At 41.8% G+C, this 18,897-nt stretch carries 18 protein-coding genes and 1 pseudogene; 10 read left to right on the top strand and 9 right to left on the bottom strand.

Annotated features, from left to right (window positions below; translation table 11 throughout):
- Positions 1 to 106 (top strand): annotated as a pseudogene (locus H5202_RS04905) (IS982 family transposase); the annotation flags it as partial.
- 12 nt (positions 107 to 118) lie between these two features.
- Here the strand turns inward: H5202_RS04905 and H5202_RS04910 are convergent.
- Positions 119 to 499 carry a tRNA-uridine aminocarboxypropyltransferase gene (locus tag H5202_RS04910; protein WP_259397190.1) on the bottom strand — a complete coding sequence of 127 codons (381 nt, stop codon included), beginning with the start codon at positions 497 to 499 and terminating at the stop codon, positions 119 to 121.
- Positions 500 to 600: 101 nt separating this feature from the next.
- Between H5202_RS04910 and H5202_RS04915 the strand changes: the two genes are divergently transcribed.
- On the top strand, positions 601 to 1,584 hold the full coding sequence (locus tag H5202_RS04915; protein WP_182771072.1) for a hypothetical protein: 984 nt from the start codon (positions 601 to 603) through the stop codon (positions 1,582 to 1,584).
- Between the two features lie 80 nt (positions 1,585 to 1,664).
- On the opposite strand, the gene H5202_RS04920 is transcribed toward H5202_RS04915, so the two are convergent.
- On the bottom strand, positions 1,665 to 2,870 hold the full coding sequence (locus H5202_RS04920) for a multidrug effflux MFS transporter (RefSeq protein ID WP_182771073.1): 1,206 nt from the start codon (positions 2,868 to 2,870) through the stop codon (positions 1,665 to 1,667).
- Positions 2,871 to 2,996: 126 nt separating this feature from the next.
- On the opposite strand from H5202_RS04920, the gene H5202_RS04925 reads away from it, so the two are divergent.
- The 3 genes from H5202_RS04925 to H5202_RS04935 all read left to right on the top strand — a co-directional run bounded on the left by H5202_RS04925 (position 2,997) and on the right by H5202_RS04935 (position 5,764).
- Entirely contained in the window at positions 2,997 to 3,980 is a 984-nt protein-coding gene (locus H5202_RS04925) for a LysR family transcriptional regulator (protein ID WP_182771074.1), read from the top strand.
- Positions 3,981 to 4,439: 459 nt separating this feature from the next.
- Positions 4,440 to 4,778 carry a hypothetical protein gene (locus H5202_RS04930; protein ID WP_182771075.1) on the top strand — a complete coding sequence of 113 codons (339 nt, stop codon included), beginning with the start codon at positions 4,440 to 4,442 and terminating at the stop codon, positions 4,776 to 4,778.
- Positions 4,779 to 5,125: 347 nt separating this feature from the next.
- A complete protein-coding gene (locus tag H5202_RS04935) occupies positions 5,126 to 5,764 on the top strand; it encodes an SDR family oxidoreductase (protein WP_182771076.1) in 639 nt (212 codons plus the stop codon).
- A gap of 153 nt (positions 5,765 to 5,917) precedes the next feature.
- Here H5202_RS04935 and H5202_RS04940 read toward each other — a convergent pair whose 3' ends face one another.
- From H5202_RS04940 to H5202_RS04960, 5 genes are all read right to left on the bottom strand, one after another.
- Positions 5,918 to 6,382, bottom strand: a complete 465-nt coding sequence (locus H5202_RS04940; RefSeq protein WP_182771077.1) for a hypothetical protein — start codon at positions 6,380 to 6,382, stop codon at positions 5,918 to 5,920.
- Between the two features lie 317 nt (positions 6,383 to 6,699).
- Positions 6,700 to 7,191, bottom strand: coding sequence for a signal peptidase II (lspA, locus tag H5202_RS04945; RefSeq protein ID WP_182771078.1), 492 nt, complete (start codon positions 7,189 to 7,191; stop codon positions 6,700 to 6,702).
- 471 nt (positions 7,192 to 7,662) lie between these two features.
- Positions 7,663 to 9,510 (bottom strand): SLC13 family permease, encoded by a 1,848-nt coding sequence (locus tag H5202_RS04950; protein WP_259397191.1) that lies wholly within the window; start codon positions 9,508 to 9,510, stop codon positions 7,663 to 7,665.
- Positions 9,511 to 9,768: 258 nt separating this feature from the next.
- The gene (locus H5202_RS04955) at positions 9,769 to 11,283 is read right to left on the bottom strand and encodes a DUF4145 domain-containing protein (RefSeq protein WP_182771079.1); all 1,515 of its coding nucleotides are present in this window, start codon (positions 11,281 to 11,283) and stop codon (positions 9,769 to 9,771) included.
- Between the two features lie 32 nt (positions 11,284 to 11,315).
- Positions 11,316 to 12,038, bottom strand: a complete 723-nt coding sequence (locus H5202_RS04960) for a hypothetical protein (RefSeq protein ID WP_182771080.1) — start codon at positions 12,036 to 12,038, stop codon at positions 11,316 to 11,318.
- A 170-nt stretch (positions 12,039 to 12,208) separates the two neighbouring features.
- On the opposite strand from H5202_RS04960, the gene H5202_RS04965 reads away from it, so the two are divergent.
- The gene (locus H5202_RS04965; protein ID WP_182771081.1) at positions 12,209 to 12,772 is read left to right on the top strand and encodes a DUF2780 domain-containing protein; all 564 of its coding nucleotides are present in this window, start codon (positions 12,209 to 12,211) and stop codon (positions 12,770 to 12,772) included.
- Between the two features lie 127 nt (positions 12,773 to 12,899).
- Positions 12,900 to 13,349 (top strand): tellurite resistance TerB family protein, encoded by a 450-nt coding sequence (locus H5202_RS04970; protein WP_182771082.1) that lies wholly within the window; start codon positions 12,900 to 12,902, stop codon positions 13,347 to 13,349.
- An 11-nt stretch (positions 13,350 to 13,360) separates the two neighbouring features.
- On the opposite strand, the gene yjeH is transcribed toward H5202_RS04970, so the two are convergent.
- The gene (gene yjeH / locus H5202_RS04975; protein ID WP_182771083.1) at positions 13,361 to 14,644 is read right to left on the bottom strand and encodes an L-methionine/branched-chain amino acid transporter; all 1,284 of its coding nucleotides are present in this window, start codon (positions 14,642 to 14,644) and stop codon (positions 13,361 to 13,363) included.
- A 173-nt stretch (positions 14,645 to 14,817) separates the two neighbouring features.
- Here yjeH and H5202_RS04980 point away from each other — a divergent pair, with 173 nt between their 5' ends.
- Positions 14,818 to 15,246 (top strand): Lrp/AsnC family transcriptional regulator, encoded by a 429-nt coding sequence (locus H5202_RS04980; RefSeq protein ID WP_182771096.1) that lies wholly within the window; start codon positions 14,818 to 14,820, stop codon positions 15,244 to 15,246.
- Positions 15,247 to 15,288: 42 nt separating this feature from the next.
- On the opposite strand, the gene H5202_RS04985 is transcribed toward H5202_RS04980, so the two are convergent.
- Positions 15,289 to 16,122, bottom strand: coding sequence for an HDOD domain-containing protein (locus tag H5202_RS04985; protein ID WP_182771084.1), 834 nt, complete (start codon positions 16,120 to 16,122; stop codon positions 15,289 to 15,291).
- A 223-nt stretch (positions 16,123 to 16,345) separates the two neighbouring features.
- Here H5202_RS04985 and menD point away from each other — a divergent pair, with 223 nt between their 5' ends.
- Positions 16,346 to 18,085 (top strand): 2-succinyl-5-enolpyruvyl-6-hydroxy-3-cyclohexene-1-carboxylic-acid synthase, encoded by a 1,740-nt coding sequence (gene menD / locus H5202_RS04990; protein ID WP_182771085.1) that lies wholly within the window; start codon positions 16,346 to 16,348, stop codon positions 18,083 to 18,085.
- A complete protein-coding gene (menH, locus tag H5202_RS04995) occupies positions 18,085 to 18,897 on the top strand; it encodes a 2-succinyl-6-hydroxy-2,4-cyclohexadiene-1-carboxylate synthase (protein ID WP_182771086.1) in 813 nt (270 codons plus the stop codon). The genes menD and menH overlap by 1 nt, the downstream gene beginning before the upstream one ends.

An 18,897-nucleotide genomic window follows, 5' to 3' on the forward strand; every position in this document is an offset into this window, starting at 1 on the left:
TATGTTGAATATGATTGGTGGTTTAATCGCTTATCAACTCAAAGAAAGTAAGCCACAACTCAATATCACAGATGTCGATTTCAATGCGATTTCTGTTATGGCTTAAACCGATCTCAGGTTAATTAAGTAACCACGGATTGAGCTGCAACATTCGGTATGCTTTACGCCAAGTACCGTCGACTAAAATAATTATCGCAGCCTCACTGGCTCCAGCCTCGGCTACAGTTTGGCTGTGCTCATTTGGATAAACCACATAAATCGGCTTCGTTTGCGCAGCTAAATAATGTTGCAGCTCAATAAAGTCCGCGGCAGATTCACCCACGTAAATTTTCATCTGCGGCATCACCAGTTTCAATAACCTCACGGTGTTCTTAGCATGATCCACTTCAGATGGATGCTGCATCACCAATACCTCGGTATTTGACGTCACCGGTTTGAGCGCATGACACACGCAAGCCGACTGTGGGTATTGGCAATGGATACAATAACTTCTGCTCATTTTTCGTCTTATTTTGTTGCGAATATGTTGTTGCAATTATATAAAATTGAGTTCAATATGCATCGCTCTAAATCATAAAATCTCAAGGAAGAACCGCTATTATGACAAGAATTAAGACAACAACAATGACTACGATGTCTATTGCATTAATGCTCGCACTTTCTACAAGTTCCGTTTATGCCGCTCAAGATAATGCCTATCACCACGAAGCTGAACTAAGCTTTTTAGATTCTGACGATGGCGGTGATGGCCTATTTAATGCTAACTATCGTTATTACTTTAAAGCGGTTGAACAAGCGGAAAAGCCATATGTGCTAGCCGATTTTTTTCACCAAGGTTCAACTGTTGCGGCTCGTTACTCTACTTCTAGTTTCGATGATATATATGAACTGTCAGGCCAGTATGTTTTCGACTCTAACTGGTTCGTCGGTGCAAAAGTAAGCCGAGTCAATTTTGATACTGGTTCAGATAGCTCTACCATTTATTCAGCAAACTTAGGTTATTTTTTCACGGACCATTCGGCATTAACCCTCAATTACAGCAGAATTTCTGATTCTGAATCAAACACCTTTACATCAACAAGCTATAGTTCTGAGCGTTATGATAGTAATGACGTTGATGTTTTCGGCCTAACATATGAACACTTTATTCCATTGCAATCAACTGCAGGAGTTATGCTCACAGGTGCATTTACCTATAGTGAACAGCAAAATACAAGTAATGCTTCAAGCACCTCGGTCGATGATTTAGGTCAAGTAACAACCACAGATTCTCAAATGTACTTTGGGAACAATAACTATAACGTTGCAATCAATGCCGATTGGTATATCAATAATGCATGGTCTATAGGGGCTGTTGCTGAACAGCGTTATACCGAAACTGATTATGACATCAGCGGTACTACTTATGACAACCAGGGTAATAATGACCGAACAGACACTTTGACAGGTATAAACACACGCTACGTCTGGCGTTTTGCCGATGTGTTTTCGGCTAAGTTTTCACTTGACCATTCATATTACAATGGCGAATATGATAGCGAATCACAAACCAGCTTTAGTGTAGGCGTTAACGCCCGTTTCTAAGTATCATCATATTGGGCAAAAAAATACCCGCGGAATGTGGTTAGCATTCTGCGGGTTAAAGGTGATATTACTAAAGCTAATTAGTCATGTTGTAACTGTTCTTGATGCAGATGGCTTAAACGGTTCATTGCCATAATGATCAGCAATACTGCACTAAAGCCCCCCATCACAACAGCTATCGCATAGGGTGCTGGTATATCGGTTAGTTGGATCAACGCCGTCAGTATTGATGCCCCACTCATTTGAATACAACCTAACATCGCCGTCGCCGTACCTGCTCGCTCACCGAAAGCCGACAACGCCATACTGGTTGCAGGGCCAAGTAAAACAGCAAAGCCAACACACAAAATCATCATCGGAGCCATAAACGCTATTGCGGCTGCTAATCCTTCTTGGGGGCCAGCAAAGTACATCGCAGCTTCGATAACAGCAGCAAGCAACATCAACGATAATGCCACGACCACTCCCGGACGGTTACCAATACGCTTAACCAACACTGGAGCAGCAAAACACGCGGCAATATTGACCGCAGCATTAAGGCCAAATAAACCGCTGAAAGTTAATTCTGAAATACCTAAATGACCAATTAACCACACTGGCGAATAAGACACATAACATAAAATTGATGCCATCGCGATCATGCAACAACTGGCATAAAACATAAAATGAGGGTCGCCAATAACCGGCTTATAGCGGCTCCAACGGTATAAAGGCCCTGTGCTGTCAGTATTTAATGGACGCGTTTCCGGAAAACGGAACCCTACCAAAAACAACACAAAAATGGCATACAAAGCCATAAAAATGAAAGTAGAACGCCAGCCAAACTGTAATGCTAGTAAGCCACCAAATGTTGGAGCTAGTGCGGGTACCACACAAATGGCGCCATTGAGATAACTGTACAGCGACACACTTTCTTTGCGGGAATAGCAATCACGCACCGCACTAAATACCACAATAGAAGTTGAACATGCCGCTAAGCCTTGAAAAACGCGAGCAATCTGCAACACTTCAAACTCAACCGCGTAAGCACCTAATAAACTGCTAATGCCATAAAGTACAATTCCGAATAACGCGACAGGTTTACGGCCAAAACGGTCAGCTAACGGGCCAATTAGAATTTGTCCTACGCCCATCGCAAATAAAAATAATACTAAGGTGGACTGTACTTCACTGTTAGATACACCGTACTCCAACGCCATTGCAGGCATAGACGGCAGATAAATATCAATAGCTAATGGGCTTAAAAGCACCATAAACATTAACAGTGGCAATAAGTTACGACGCATAAACTTCTTTCTCTCAAATTTTTAATACACAAAGGTCACCCTTAATAGGGCGCTATAGTAAGCCAAATGGAGGTATGAATGAAAATGATATAAAATCCGAAGTGAATTTCCATTTGAGAATATCACATGAATTTAGACAATCTTGCTCGAGTCGATCTTAATCTATTAGTCATTCTACAAGTATTACTTGAGGAGCAAAGCGTTACTCGGGCTGCTCATCGCTTGCATGTGAGTCAATCTGCTGTCAGTAAAAGCTTAAATCGGTTGCGAGAAACACTAGACGACCCACTGTTTCAACGCACAGCACACGGCTTAAAACCAACCGCACATGCTGATGCATTAAGACAGCAACTGCCGTTAGTGTTACAAAATTTATATCAGCTCACGCAACCGCCAACCTTTCACCCTACGACCAGTAACCGTCAATTTTCATTCTCGATGGTCGAAAGCGCATATGAAACTCTAATACCCTATTTTATCGGGCCATTATTACAACAGGCACCGTTAATAAAATTAGATTCCTATGTTTGGACCGAAAAATCCATGCAAGACCTACAGCAAGGACAAATCGATTTTGGCATTGCAGGTCGAGACATTCTGCCTCAAACCGATGTCAATATTGACAAAGTACCTGAAGGCATCGAATCGCAAATATTATTTAACGACCATCAAGTTTGCTTGGTGCGTAAAAATCATCCTATTTTACAGGCTGTAAAAGATGGTCACTGGGATCAAGCTCACTACCTTAACATGTCTCATGTACAGGTAAGATGTGAAGGTAACGATTGGTGGGCACTCGATTACCACTTAGCCAACTTGGGCTTACATCGTAACCTATCGACCATAGTGCCAGATTTTTATGGTGCAGCCAGTGTTTGTGCCCATACCGATTTAATTTTTACTTTACCCTCTAGCTTTGCTAACCATGCACAAAAATTATATTCGCTGGTGTCCATTCCTTTACCTTTTGAATTTATGCCAATGGCGTATGTATTTTTATGGCATGAACGAAATAATCAAGAACCGGGACATCAATGGTTTCGCAATATTATTTTCAGCAGTGTCGATAAAGCCATCGCGAACCAACATATCAGTAAACACAATGGCTAACATTAAGCCTAGATTGAACTTTTAGCTCACTCAACGCTCGAATAAAATGACGACTTAATAGATAGCCACCAAGCAAACTTGATGGACTACCTAATAGCCAAGGCTTTGAATAAAATAGGATTTAAAGTTAAATTTACATGCAAAAATAGTGCGACGGCTTCACAAAATAGTGCAACAGCTTGAAAAAATATGTCCATTGGCAGCATTAATATCAGTTGTCACAGTCTTGATCTGCAAACTTCATTTAGGCTCATAAATGGCATGTCTTACTTGCGACTCAAACCCAATGCCAAACAGACTCAACTCATTAGACTTGGATCTCAAGCTTAAAACATTAACTAGGTTTAACGTGACATATTATGTCCAAACATTGCAAGCTGTACATTAAGTCATCGTTACTAATTTATAGGTAACGTCTTTAGACACCTATTTTCAGACCAAGCGCATTCAGGAGCCACCATGAAATTTAATCAATCATTCCACACTGCTAATTTGAAAAGTCGATTCACGGCTATGAACCCCATTTTGGCATTATTGATGTTTTTTAGCATCGCATTAACCACAATTGTGCTATTACCCTTTTTATTGTTACTAGGCTTATTAAGCTTTATTACTTTACAGCTATTAGGTAAAAAAATATTGCAGAGAAACCAGTCACAAGCCCAACAAGGTGATATCTACCAAGACCGCGCTGATGTTCAGCGCGAACAAGCAGCACCTTATGCAGATATGTTTAGCCGACCTAAATCGAATCAAACTCAACACACTGGTCGCACATTCGAGCATCAAGCAGATTAACTAACCGTTAGATGCGTTTAGTGACAACCTTACCGCTTCTAGCCATTTTTCCAAATTGGTATTGGCTATGGTTTATCTTAAGATTACCGTCATTAGTAGTCATTCCTGCAAGCTATTAACGATATCTAAGCCGGTAAAACCTTAAATATTCACCAAAAATATCGGCTGGCTATGTTTATTATTTATGTAAAACATAAAGAGCGGCTAAACACTAGTCACCTCTTAGGCATTGAATCGCGCAGATCAAACCCCAATGTTATTAGAAGGCGGGCAAATAGAGTAGCAAATGATGCTGCAACATTTGCCAGTAATATAAGCCAAAAATTCGATACTGAGGAGAAGATAAAATGAACAAAACACTCATTTTAGGCGCAAGCGGACAGATCGGTAACATGGCGACAAAGCAGCTATTAGCAGATGGCCAATCAGTAATAGCGTTAGTGCGAGATAAAAATAAATTGGCTGATATCGCCAGCGATAAGAAGCTAGACATAGTTGAAGCGGATTTAGAACAGGACTTTAGCCAAGCATTTAACGATTGCGATCAGGTCATTTTCAGCGCTGGCTCAGGTGGTAAAACAGGTGCAGACAAAACTATGCTCATTGATTTATGGGCGGCCTGTAAAGCCATTGATTACGCAAAAGCCGCTAATGTGTCACATTTCATTATGGTCAGCTCTATCGGCGCTGACGATCCCGACCAAGGCTCAGAACAAATGAAGCCTTACTTAGTTGCCAAACACATGGCCGATGAATACTTGATCAGCAGTGGGCTTAACTACACTATATTTAGACCGGGTTCATTAACCGATGATCGTGCCACAGGTAAAGTCCAAACCCAACGGCCGAGCAGCAAAGAAAAAATGACCATTCACAGAGAAGATGTTGCTCGCGCACTGACTTACGCTGTAGGAAAACCACAGCTAGGCGGCAAAATCTTTGAATTATTTAATGGCAGTAAATCCCTCACTGATATCCTAAATTAATCCATTCAGTAGGCATTCGCCTAACAACGCCATAAACACTTAAACAACATTACTGTTATTTACATAATAAAGAGTAACATCTCATGTGTGCGGGCTTGTTCAACACTTGGGATAGGACGCGGCTTCGCGCGGCCTATCCTTATTTGATAGGTGCTACTTGTAACCCATCAAGTTTATTTCTATTGATGATACAGAACTAGAATCAGAAAAATCACGGCAGACGACTACTTTTGTGAACGTTTTTTCTGTTTCAATATTATATTTATCTACATCAGAGCTACATCTCTGTAGGAATACTCCCTTTTCATCACGAATTACCACTTCAATCTTATACATTTCAAAATTAGTCATCTGAGTAATCTTGTATTCACCCGCGACGACATAATTAGAACCTTCTAGGCGGCTGACTTTACTAGTTACCTCAAAACTTTCTATTTTTGTAGGATTGTAACTTTGCATTTTCTCATATTCACTTGGATTAACATATTGAGTAATTAAAATGATGATGGTTATTGATAGACCAAAACCTAAACCCCATAAGAATCCATTTTTAAGATTATCCACACGATCTCCTTGTATGCCTAACGTTTTAGTATTTATGCGTTGCGCTGTTTGCATGGCATAAACAGCTTGTTGTACTTGGCCGATACCGAATCTAGATTAATTAGTACACTTTATGCTTTTGGTATTTGCTTTTTTTGATGCTGGCTCTGGGTTACAGAGCAGTTTTTGTCAATTGATGTTGAGTAGAAGGTAAGTTTTTCATTGAAATCCCTTTTCATCGTGTTTTCCTTAATTGAAAATGTACAAATTCAACTCTGAACTTGAGGCCGTTGAAGACTCTTTACAACAGAATGCCTGAGCCTGATAGGTCTTCCTCGCACATATCCATGTAGGCTTAACCAAAACCAAATGAATGACCGGTTAGTCGACTTTCACACCGTATTTTTATGCTTGCTTTGAGCAAATAAGAGCAGAAATACACCAAACATTATTGCTATGTCTGCAACATTAAAAATACCTGTTCGAATAGAGCCTATACCGATATTTAGAAAATCGATAACGGCACCATTATTAACTATCCGGTCGTAGAAATTACTTATACCACCAGAAAATACTAACGATAAAGCAATTAAAGGTACAAGATGCTGTTTGGCATTTGATACTAAATAAACCAGTAAAGCCAACAACAATGTACCGACAAAAACCACAAAAAGCCAGAATCTAGTTTGTTCCGATAAACTATTACCTAAACCTAGAAATGCACCAATATTTTCTGTGTAACCCACTCTGAGAAGGTCATTAAGGTAGCTCGTCATTTGAAATTTAGGAAGATGTTCTGCCGCTAATAACTTCGTACCTTGATCGCAACCTACGTATGACAGCGTCACTAAAACAATAACTAATAATCTTTTCCAAACGTCCATATTTACTTTACACCTTTTCTGGCTACTTACGTTTTAGTATTTGTTCATTGAATTGTTTATACAGCACAAATCTCTTGTTAGACCAAAACGATTGCTAGCTTAGGTTAATTGGTTTAATTTGCTAATAGGAATTTAATTGTTGGTGTGGACTCTGGGTTACTGAGTAAATTTGCAGTAACTGATACAGAGTTGCTAGTAAGTTTTTTATTAAAATCCATTGTTATTATTGTGCTCCATCACATCGGTCTAACGCTAGCGGATTCAATGAGCATAATACACTCAACTGAATTCTCCTACTGCTCTGCGTTGCAGCTTAATTCAACAACTAATTGAACAGTTCACTCAATAAAGTCGACCACATAAGTTATTGGTCAATATTTTTCATTGCTTAATATCTTATTGATATAAAATAATTTTTGAACAATAGAACACATATTACATACATTAAAAATAAGTACGCCACTTCAAAGATTACCAGCTAAGCGAATACATGACCGGCAGTAGTAGAGACAACCCCAGCCAGACGATGATGGTTAGCGGGACGCCCACCCGAACAAAATCGATAAATTTATAGCCTCCCGCATGCATTACCAGCAGGTTAGTTTTATAAGCCATAGGGGTGGCATAACTCATATTGGCACCAAACAGCACAGCAATAACAAAGGGTTCGGGATCAACCTGCAGTTGCTGCGCGATACTGATAGCAATAGGGGTACCTATGACTGCAGCTGCATTATTGGACACAATATTGGTCATAATGGCCATTAGCAACATCAGTCCAGATACAATAACCGCCGGAGAAGCCCCTGCGGTTAACGCGACAAAGACTTGTGCTAAATACTCTGCACCACCGGTTTTTAATAATGCCGCTCCCATAGCCAAACTCGCCGCCACAATCAAAATGACCTGAGTGCTTAGCGCCATAGAAGCATGACGCCAGGTTAGGCAGCGTGTGACCAGCATAAGCAGCACACCCCCTACGGCGCTTATCGCAATGGGAACATCACCAAATGCCGACACAAGAATAATTGCCGCCATAATCAGTAAAGCCGTTACCGCTTTATCCGTGTACGGAAGATCTGCGGTGGCATCGAGCACTAATAGCTCACCAGCACGCTTAATTTCGCCAATGGTATCTTGATCTCCCTGTACTAAAAGAACATCACCAATGCGCAAACGGGCCTGTGCTATTTTTTCACGCAGCGTCTCTACTGAGTTTCCCTCTCGATGTATTGCCAGCACCATTAATTGATAACGATCATAAAAGTTAAGTTGCCTCAAGGTCATACCAAGCAAAGGAGAACCTTGCATCACCACTATTTCGGCAATCTGTTGCCCTTCACCGGATAATGGATGCTCTTCGTCCACTGGCGTATCTCCGACATAAAGCATGGCATCTAGAGCACTTTCCAGTTCCTTCAAATTTTCCGGAGTGTCATTCACCATTAACCGGTCTCCAGCCTGAATTTGCGCATCGGGCAACGGTACAACATAGGTTCCAGTACCCCGCATAATGCGTGATACTTCCAGCAAACCTGAGCTCTTTTCAATAAGTTCGGTTAATGTCTTACCGACTGCAAAACCGTCTTCCAATATAACCAGTTGGGCAGTAAATATTCTTGGGGAGGTATCGCTGAGTATGGCCTTACGAGTAGGCAGTAAGCGTGGCGCAATCAACCATAAATAAACAATAGCAATAGCGGCAACGATTGCTGCCGGTACAAAAAAATCAAACATCTGCAGTCTTCTTAAGCCCATATCTGCAGCAACTGAAACAACTAACAAATTAGTCGAGGTGCCAATACTGGTACTCATGCCTCCCACCAGAGTGGCAAATCCCATTGGCATTAACATCCCAGAAGCTGGCTCTCCGGTTCGCAGCGATACACTGATTAGAATAGGAAGCAGCAGTACGACTATCGGCACATTATTAACAAATGCACTCAGAAAAGCGCCAACCAGCAAGGTCAGCAACATACTCAATGCTGGGCTAACAAGCCATAAGCGCGCCAGAATTCGGCCAAGAGGTACTAGCGCTCCGGTGCGCACTAAACCATTTCCGGCAATCATTAAGGCACACACAGCCACCAGCGCTTCATGGCCAAAACCACTGAAAAACTGCAACGCCTCAAGATGTTGCCCCTGCGAATTGACGTAAGGAAAAACTGTAAAACCGATGCTCAGCATTGCCAGAATAAACAGACTCGAGGTCTCTATGGCAATAGATTCTCTGGTAAATAGAAACAGGGCAAGCAACACAAGCAATAACACAGCCAGTGCATGCGCATCAGGAAGCGGTGGCAAAGTCATTATATTCATTGCTGGCACCTGTCAGTTAACCTTTTCGATTGGTATGAACATGGTAAGGCTAGGCTTGCTGTGAAGTTTTTCCACAAAGCGCTTCAAAGCAGGTTGAGATATGTTGAATATATCACTTAAATATTAGCCATTGTTTCTAACTAAAGCGAATTGAAGGTACGCGCTACAAACTTATCTACGATGAGTCCTTACTGGCTAACAACCCCCCAACGTAAAAACAACCTCAAAGTAAAAAAACCATAATAAAGCAAACGTAATTTACGCGAGTAAGCACTTTGCCTGTTGCAAGGTAGCTAACTCATCTTCCGTTGGATTAAGCGCAATCACACTGTCAATTTGCATCTGTAACGACTGCCAAAGCGGCTCGATGACCTGGCGCTGAATCTCATTGGCGTGCAAATTAGCTTGTTGTAGTAAATATGCTGCTTGTACCACATCGATACGGCCTAAAATTCCGTCGGCTAAGGCGACACTCAGTTCAATCATCGCGGTGACATTACGGCCGTATTTAATCACCTCATGCAAATAGTGTTCAGCAATATTAAGTTGCTGTTGGCTAGCGTCATCATCGTGCAAGATATCACTGCTGCAACGTAACATCGCATCCAACTGGCCTTGTTCGGCGGCTTCTTGCATCCATTGTTGGCTCGTAGCGATATCAACTTGGCATCCTTCACCTTGTTCAAGCATCAGTGCCAAATGATATTGTGCATGCGGGTAACCGGTTTGTGCGGCTTTATTTACCCATAAGTAAGCTTGTTCGAATTGCTGGTTTTGATAAAACAGCACCCCAAGGTTTGACATTGCTTCAGCATCTTCTGCATTAGCGGCTAATGTCAGCAATGTTTCGGCTTGATTAATATCCACTTCAAATTGATCACTGCCCACCAGATAAAAGAAACCTAACAAGGCCTGCGCATTAACAATACCTTGTGCTGCCGCTTGCGCAATAAACGCCTCGCCCGTCGCAGGATTTTCCGCACCACTATAGCCGTGCAATAAGCTCACACCATGCTCAAACAATGCCGCTTGATGATGAGCTGATGCAATATGAAACCAATGTGCTGCTTGGGCAAATACATCCGCTGACGTTTGTTCAACCGTGGTTGATATTGGGCTTGGAGTGTTTGATTCTGCTGAATTTGAATTTGAACTTGAGGATGTTGAGCTTGATGATGCTGAACTTGAATTTGAACTTGCTAAGAGTGAACCGTCTGTGGTTTGCGCCAACGCGCGCTCTTGCTCTTGTAGCATTAATCCTTTGGCTTTAAGTGACATCCCCACTAAATATTGTGCTTCGGGATCATTCTTCATCACTGCGCGATAGCATAAGTCGCGGCCAGCATATGAATCAAATGCTTCAAATTGATAACGAGGAGTAACGCCTTGATGCAAAGAGGGGTATAGCTTTTCAATTAATTGCAAAATTTGATGGATCGACTTTTCTGCGATGCTAACAAGTTGAGTTTGGGTTAAATGATATTTTTCAGGATGCGCACCGCGATTACCATCACTGCGTAATCGGTGTAACGCCCGCACTGCGGCAACATCAATAACACGTCGCTGATTCAGCTGCTCAATACGATCATATAAGTTTGCTGAGGTAAACGTTACTCCATGCTGCACCGCTAATTGAGCGGCGAGTTTATGGGTAAAGCTTCGAATGTAGACTAACGCTTGGGTAGGAATATCGCGTACATAACTTTTAGCTAAACGATAATCGTCGCTTAATTCAGCAGAGAAACCATTAATAAACTCAATATCATTTAACAATGGTTTCTCCTTTTAGCGAGTTGATTGAATATTTATCCCTCTGCTTTATCAGCATCCGGTGTTTTACGATTAACCATATACAATCTAAATAACGCAATATTAACAAACAAACCTAAGAACGAAAATGTAGCTTCTACTACCAGTTGTAGTGGAAAACCAACTTGCATTGCCACTTGTGAAAACATGCCCGCTAATAGAGACAATGGCACGTACAGCATTAATACCGCAATGGTTTTAATCGTTATAGGGCCACTGAATTTAAAGCTACTCTTAATCGCCTCTAAAGGTGTTAAGCGTTCCACCACCACCATAAAATTCACATAGGCTAGGCGAGAAAACAAGTACAAGCTCACGATTAGGCCAATCAGCCACAGTGAGCCAAACGCAGCAAAAATCATCACCGGCGCTAAAATAGCTAAACCTGAAAATACTCCAGCCAATAATAATGGCGGTACAAACGGCAAACTAGCTTTCAATATTTGTGCCGGCGCAAGATCGTGACCTTGAGAGCGAAGCTCTAAATACAAGGTTAATGCGGCAATTAAAAATGAAAAAACCAACAATAGCACCATCATTGCCGCAGCATGAACAGCGCCGAATTGTGGATTTTCAGCATCAGCCTGTAGCATTTCATTACCGAGCCAAAGTTGAATAGCGACTTGAATTAACAGTAATGGCAAAGTCAGTACAGCAAGCTGACGGATGTGGTTTCGAAAGAAGTTAAATGCTTCAGTCAAAATTGCAAAAAATGACATGTGGGTTCCAGTAATCTATTAACAACGAATATTGCGCTTAGGATACCCAAAAAAAATGCATTTTGCACAAGTCTAATGAGCAAAAATCGCGATCATCTGTCGCATTTATGTAAATCAGGGTAAAATGCTGCCTAAGTTTAGACATTGAGCCACATAAAAGGACACTCATTATGAAATTAGCATCCGCATTACCGGTACTGTTTACCGTGCTCGCATTCTCTGCACCAACATCTGCGGGCTGGTTAGACAACGTGGCTGAAATAACTAAAAAACCAGTAACAGAACAAGCCAAAACCATTGCACAGTCTGAAACAATAGAACAATCGGAAACAACAGAGCAGTCAAGTGCTTTAGTCGGTAACGTTATGTCACAACTGGGGTTATCTCAAACCCAGGCTGAAGGTGGATTAGGCTCGCTACTTAGCTTGGCTCAAACCAATTTAGGTGAAAATGATTTCAGTCAATTAAGCAACAGCATCCCTAATGCAGACGGTCTACTGGCAGCAGTACCGACATTATCATCAGATAACGGCATGTCAGGATTATTATCTAAAGCAGGTAATTTAGGCTCTTCGTTACAAGGTAGCGCAATGGTATATGATGCTTTTGAAAAACTTGGTATCTCAAAAGAATATATTACCCCTATGGTAGATATCGCTAAAAACTATCTCCAACAGAGTGGTGGTGAAGGTACAGTTGATTTATTAATGAAGGGCTTAGGTTCAGTCTTATAATCGTTGTTAAGACGGCTTAAGACTTGCCACTACACCTTGCGTTAACATTATTTAATCCCAAGCTATTCGCTTGGGATTAGCATTTTTGCTAGCATAAAAATGAATCGTAACATTGGAAAGAGTAATTATGATCGCCAAACTAAAGCAATTTCTCCAATCGCATACTCAAGAAAGTAGCCCTGAAGATAAACAGAAAAACCTCAACCTAGCCGCGGCAACCCTACTGCAAGAGGTTGTGTACGCCGACGAAAATTTGGCTGCTGCTGAAGCGGCTTTACTGCCCGAAATGCTCATCAATACTTTAGGCATTAACTCAGAAGAAGCGATAACCCTTATAGAAGAGGCAAAACAAAGCCGTAAAAATGCCACATCTTTGTTTGAATTTACCGCCGAAATCAATGCTCAATTTAGCATTGATGATAAACAAAAATTACTGCTGTCAATGTGGAAATTAGCTTATTCCGATGGTGAATTGTCGCAATATGAAGACCAAATTATCCGTCGCACAGCTGATTTACTCCACTTAAAGCACAGTGAACTGATTCAAATGCGCAATATCGCCATGGAAACGCGCTAACTGATAGCCAATTAATGTTGGCTATCACTCATCAAATATTTACGGGTAAGATGAGCTTTTTGCCACCACATAAAAGGGGCAATAACCACTACCAATACGATGGCGTAAATCATATTACTGCCAAGCGCTATACCTAAACCAACACAAAATAAACAACCTGCAATCACCAACGGTAAGTATCGTTTACTGAGTAATTTAGCCGCCGACAACATCGCCAATAAGTAAATAATCACAAACACGCCATTACTCCAAGCGATTAAGTCTTCTAATTCTTGGGTGCTGTAAAAGGTCACAATAATCACCACCGCCATGGCGCCTAAAATGGCAAACAAGGCTCTAAAAGGTACTCCGTGAGGATTTAGCTTATCAAAATAGCGCGGTAAAATGCCTTCTTTACTGAAACTCCACAATAAACGCGCAGCACTAGCGGCATACACATTCACGGTTGCTAACCCACTGGCAATGCCCAATACTCCGATGATATACGCGCCATAGCCGCCCAAAAAAGTATTCGATAATAAATAATCAAATGCCGATATCATCGCTAAGCCGTCACCCTCGGTTGGTACCATTAGCAATAAAAAAGTACAGGCTAAATAAATAACGCCCACTAATACGGTGCCCATCATCATTGCAGGCAGCAAATCTTTATCGGGTTGGCGGAAATCACTGGCAAGATGTGTCATGGCTTCAATGCCTAGAAAGCTCCAAAAACCAATACCCATTGCTAGCATTACTCCACTAAACTGCGGATGACTACTATGCGCAAAGGTTTCTAACTGATCGACGTTTAACCCGCTGGCACCAAATAATATTGCTACTACCGATACAATCAACAAGGTTAATGCAAACTGTAATTTTGCCGACACCTGAATACCTTTAATATTCAGCAGCAATAACACAGCCACAATTAATAACTCTGCGACTAATTGACCTAGTCCAGAAATTGATATCAATGCTTCTAAAAATTGAAAGGTCATTAAAATTGCAGCAGGCGCGCCGATGGGGATCACTAATAAAAAGATCAGCCCGATAGTTCGACCCGCTGTAGCACCAAATGCTTTTTCAATAAAGTAAGCGGGACCCGCTGCATGGGGAAATCGACTCGCTAATAAACCAAATACTAATGCGACAGGGATAATCGCTACCGTTAATAACAACCATGCCAATAACGAGGCTGAACCTGCTACCTCTATGGTCATTTGCGGTAAAATAAATACTCCGGTGCCTAACAATGTGGTGGCCATTAAGCCAGCGCCTTGCCAGCGTCCTATTGTTGCGGTCATTTGATTCATTATCTTATTCTTGCTGTGATATATTGCGATATTATAAGGGTAAACCACAAAACATTCTGCGGGTTAATGAGCTCAAGTTGCTTTACTAAACCGACAATATGACGGGTAAATGGTAGTTTACCGTCATAATGACCGAATATGGTTGTAACACTCAATTATCGGGATTTAAATCATTGGATAAATTTGATAAAGCGATTATAAGCGAATTACGCCAAAATGCTCGACAGAGTATTTCGTTTATTGCTGAGCAAGTGAATTTGTCACGCAGTGCTGTGACTGAACGAATTAAAAAATTGGAGCAAACAGGTGTTATCCGTGGCTATCAGGTTTTACTGAGTGAGTCGCAAAAACAAGGTGTGTCGGCATACTTTGAAATTCAGCATCGTTGCGCCCGTTGTGCTGAAGTCATCCATATTTTTACCACAATTCCAGAAGTGATTACTTGCCAAGGCATTACTGGCGACATGGATTTATTGGTTTATGTGCATGCCAATTCAATGCAACGCTTACATGAAATTCGCGAATTTATTGATGCTCAAGCTGACATCGTCAAAATTAAAACCCATGTAGTCATGAGCGAATGGATAAACAACCAAGCATAAAAAAGCTCTGTATAAACAGAGCTCAATGGTTAAGTGCCTTGACTAGGCTAATTGCTTACCTATTTCTAGCCCTTTACCTCTAAGCGCGAGGAGCTTTTCGGCTAATCCGGCCATATCCATTTTGATGATACCAGCCTTGTGATTCGTTATATCTGCCAACCAAGCGGTAAAAGATTCGTCATCTCGTTGATCATCCCAATGTGCAAACACCTCGTGCGACAAATAGATAACGGCAGCCAGCTTAGATGCAGGCTTAGCGTTAAGCGGTGCGCGTTGATGCTCGATCCCTTGCACTAAAGAGGGAGTAAATTTCCATGTTTTAGCTAATAAGGCACCAACTGATGGAGAGTCAAAACCTAATAAGCTCGTTTCAAGCTGTTGCTTATCTGCCCCTTCAGCTACAGCAGCTCTGATTTGTGCTGCGACCGAAGGCTCAACAACCGCAATCAGTAAATCACCAATATTGTGTAAAATTGCGCAGGTAAAAGCTTCATCTGGTGCAACGCCACAACGTGTGGCTACTTCTTGTGAATACAGGGCGACTTCAAACGTTTCACCCCAGAATTCGGCTAAATCAATACCTTCTGCATTAGGTATTGCACCAATAACCGCAGAAGCAATAACTAACGTCCGCAACGTTTGCATACCTAATCGAATCACAGCTTCGTCAATAGAACCGACTTCACGACTGCGGCCAAAATGAGCTGAATTAGCTAATCTTAACACTCTGGCACTAATGAGGGGATCTTGGGCCACTTTGGCAGAAATGCTCTTAACGGTGGTATTTTCATTATTAACCGCATCTAACAACTCACTTACCGCTTTGGGTAAACGTGGTAATTCATCGACTCTTTTTAATAATGCAGCAGATTCCATATTCCGAGGATCCTTGTTGTTATTGTTTTTACTACTATAAATAAATCATATTAACAACATTAGCACAACATAAATAAAACAAGAGAGAATAAGGCTGATATTGGATTGTAACCTTAACAGCTTATTTCGCTGATTTTGGATAAAAATCTGCGCTAAATCTTAGATATAACGCTAACTTGGCGTTACACTAATATTCGTTTATTTATTTGTAATATGAGCCAGTATGCAACAACAGACCAGCGCCGATATGAATTTGTTATGGGGTCAATTGATCTTGGAAGAACTTGCACGCTTAGGGGTTAAGCATGTATGTATGGCACCAGGTTCTCGCTCAACTCCGTTAACATTGGCTGCTGCTAGTCAAACCCAGCTCACCCGTCATATTCATTTTGACGAGCGTGGTTTAGGGTTTATGGCTCTTGGACTGGCAAAAGCCAGCAATGCACCCGTCGCCATCATTACCACCTCAGGCACCGCAGTGGCTAATCTGTATCCAGCCATTATTGAAGCGTGGTTAACCCATGTGCCATTGATTATTCTGTCTGGTGATAGACCCCCAGAACTGATTGATTGTGGCGCGAACCAGGCGATTATTCAGCCAGCTATATTCGCCCAATATGCTAAACAAATTAACTTACCAACTCCTGATCTTGGTTATCCAGCTAATGCGTTATTGAGTACTATTGATCATGCGTTAGCTAATCAACATCAACCGGTACACATAAACTGCATGTACCGTGAGCCGCTATACCCAACAGAATTGGTGACATTAGCCCATGTAAAAAAAACGGCCAGTGTGACAACATCAACCTACCTTGCGCCATTAAACCAATGGTTTGAAAGCACTAAACCACTGACTCGCTATGCTAGGCTAGTAAATGCTGAGTTACCAACTACAGACACCTTAATGCGCTTTGTTCATGGTAAAGGTGTGATAGTAGTTGGCACCTTAGCTCCTGAAGATAATCCACAGCAAATAGTTGCATTAGCACAAAAGCTTGGCTGGCCAGTATTAGTTGATGCACAATCACAGTTGCGCCAGCATCCAGGCGTAATAGGCCACGTTGACCAATTATTATTAAACCCCAAAGCTAACAAACAACTAGAACAAGCTGAGCGGATACTTGTCTTTGGTGGCCGCTTTATTTCCAAGCGTTTACTCCAATATATTGCCCAACAATCTTGGCATAGCTACTGGCATATAGGTAAATACGGCGATCGTTTAGACCCGAGCCATCAATCTAAAGAATTTTACCAGGCCAGTGTTCAAGCGGTATGCCAATTACCTTGGCCACGATCATCACAAGCAAACTGGGCATTACAGTTATTACCGCTAAATGAGTCATTAGAGTCACTGTTTAAGCAACAAATCGACAATACAACCTTTGGTGAAGCGCAAGTTGTGCGTGCCATAGCATTGGCTCAAACAGATCAACATATACTGTTTATCGGTAATAGCTTACCTATCAGGCTCTATGATATGTACGCACCAATTGCCACCAACACACCGGCAATTTATACCAACCGTGGTGCATCGGGCATTGATGGGTTAATAGCAACCGCTTGTGGCGTAGCCGCAGATAGAAATGCACCTACAACGTTGGTAATGGGCGATCTATCCTGCTTGCATGATTTCAACTCACTGGCACTGTTAAAACAAATGACTCAACCATTTGTGCTGGTTATTATTAACAATGATGGCGGTAACATTTTTAATCTATTGCCAGTACCCAATGAAAGCCTGCGCAATGACTTTTATCGATTAAGCCACGGTTTAGAGTTTGGTTATGGCGCTGCTATGTTTGGTTTAGCCTATCGACAAGCAGATGATATTGAATCGTTTAATCAGGCCTACCAAGAAGCCTTTGAGTTTAATTGTGCCTCAGTGATTGAAGTCAATGTCAGCCCAACTCAAGCCAGCGAGCAAATAGCACAAATCAGTCAATGGGTGAAACAACACTAATGGTAATAATCCGTCGCTTTGGCCAACCACAATTACCGGCATTATTAATGCTACATGGTTTTTTGGGCAGCAAAGACGACTGGTCTATTTTAATGCCGCGCTTAAGCCAATATTTCCATTGTATTTGCATTGATTTACCGGGCCATGGCGCTAATGCAGATACCTTAAGCTCACCGGGATTACACCAAGCGGCCGAACTTATTGTCAGAAAAATGCATAGCATGGGTTATATGCAGTTTCATTTATTGGGTTACTCACTCGGCGGACGAATAGCGCTGCATATTGCAGATGGTTATGCTGATTCGCTCTTGAGCTTAACGCTCGAATCCGCTCATCCAGGCTTGCAAGATGCTCAGCAACAAGCCGCGCGAGCCAAAAGCGATAATATCTGGGCGAAAAAACTCCAGCATATGCCCATAACGAACTTTCTCAGTCTTTGGTATCAACAAGCGGTTTTCAATGACTTGAGTAAATCGCAAAAGCAGCAACTTATTGCCATACGCCGCAGCAATGATCCCCAACGCCTAGCCAATTGTTACATAACAACGTCTCTTAGCTTGCAGCAAGACTGCCGCACTGTACTTGAGTCGCTAAAGTGTCCATGTCATTTTATGTATGGGGTTGATGACAAAAAATTTGCTCAAGTGGCTATAGATTGGCAGGCGACACTGGCAGAGTCTGGTTTAGGCACTTTGCAGTTACATCCTTTGCACGCCGCAGGACATAATATTCACAGCCTGCATCCTCATTTGTTTACCGACACCTTACTGGGGTTATTGTGCTTAGATCCGTTAACGGATCCAAAGGAGTAA

This window comes from Shewanella sp. SG41-4 (assembly GCF_014164505.1).
Lineage (GTDB): Bacteria > Pseudomonadota > Gammaproteobacteria > Enterobacterales > Shewanellaceae > Shewanella.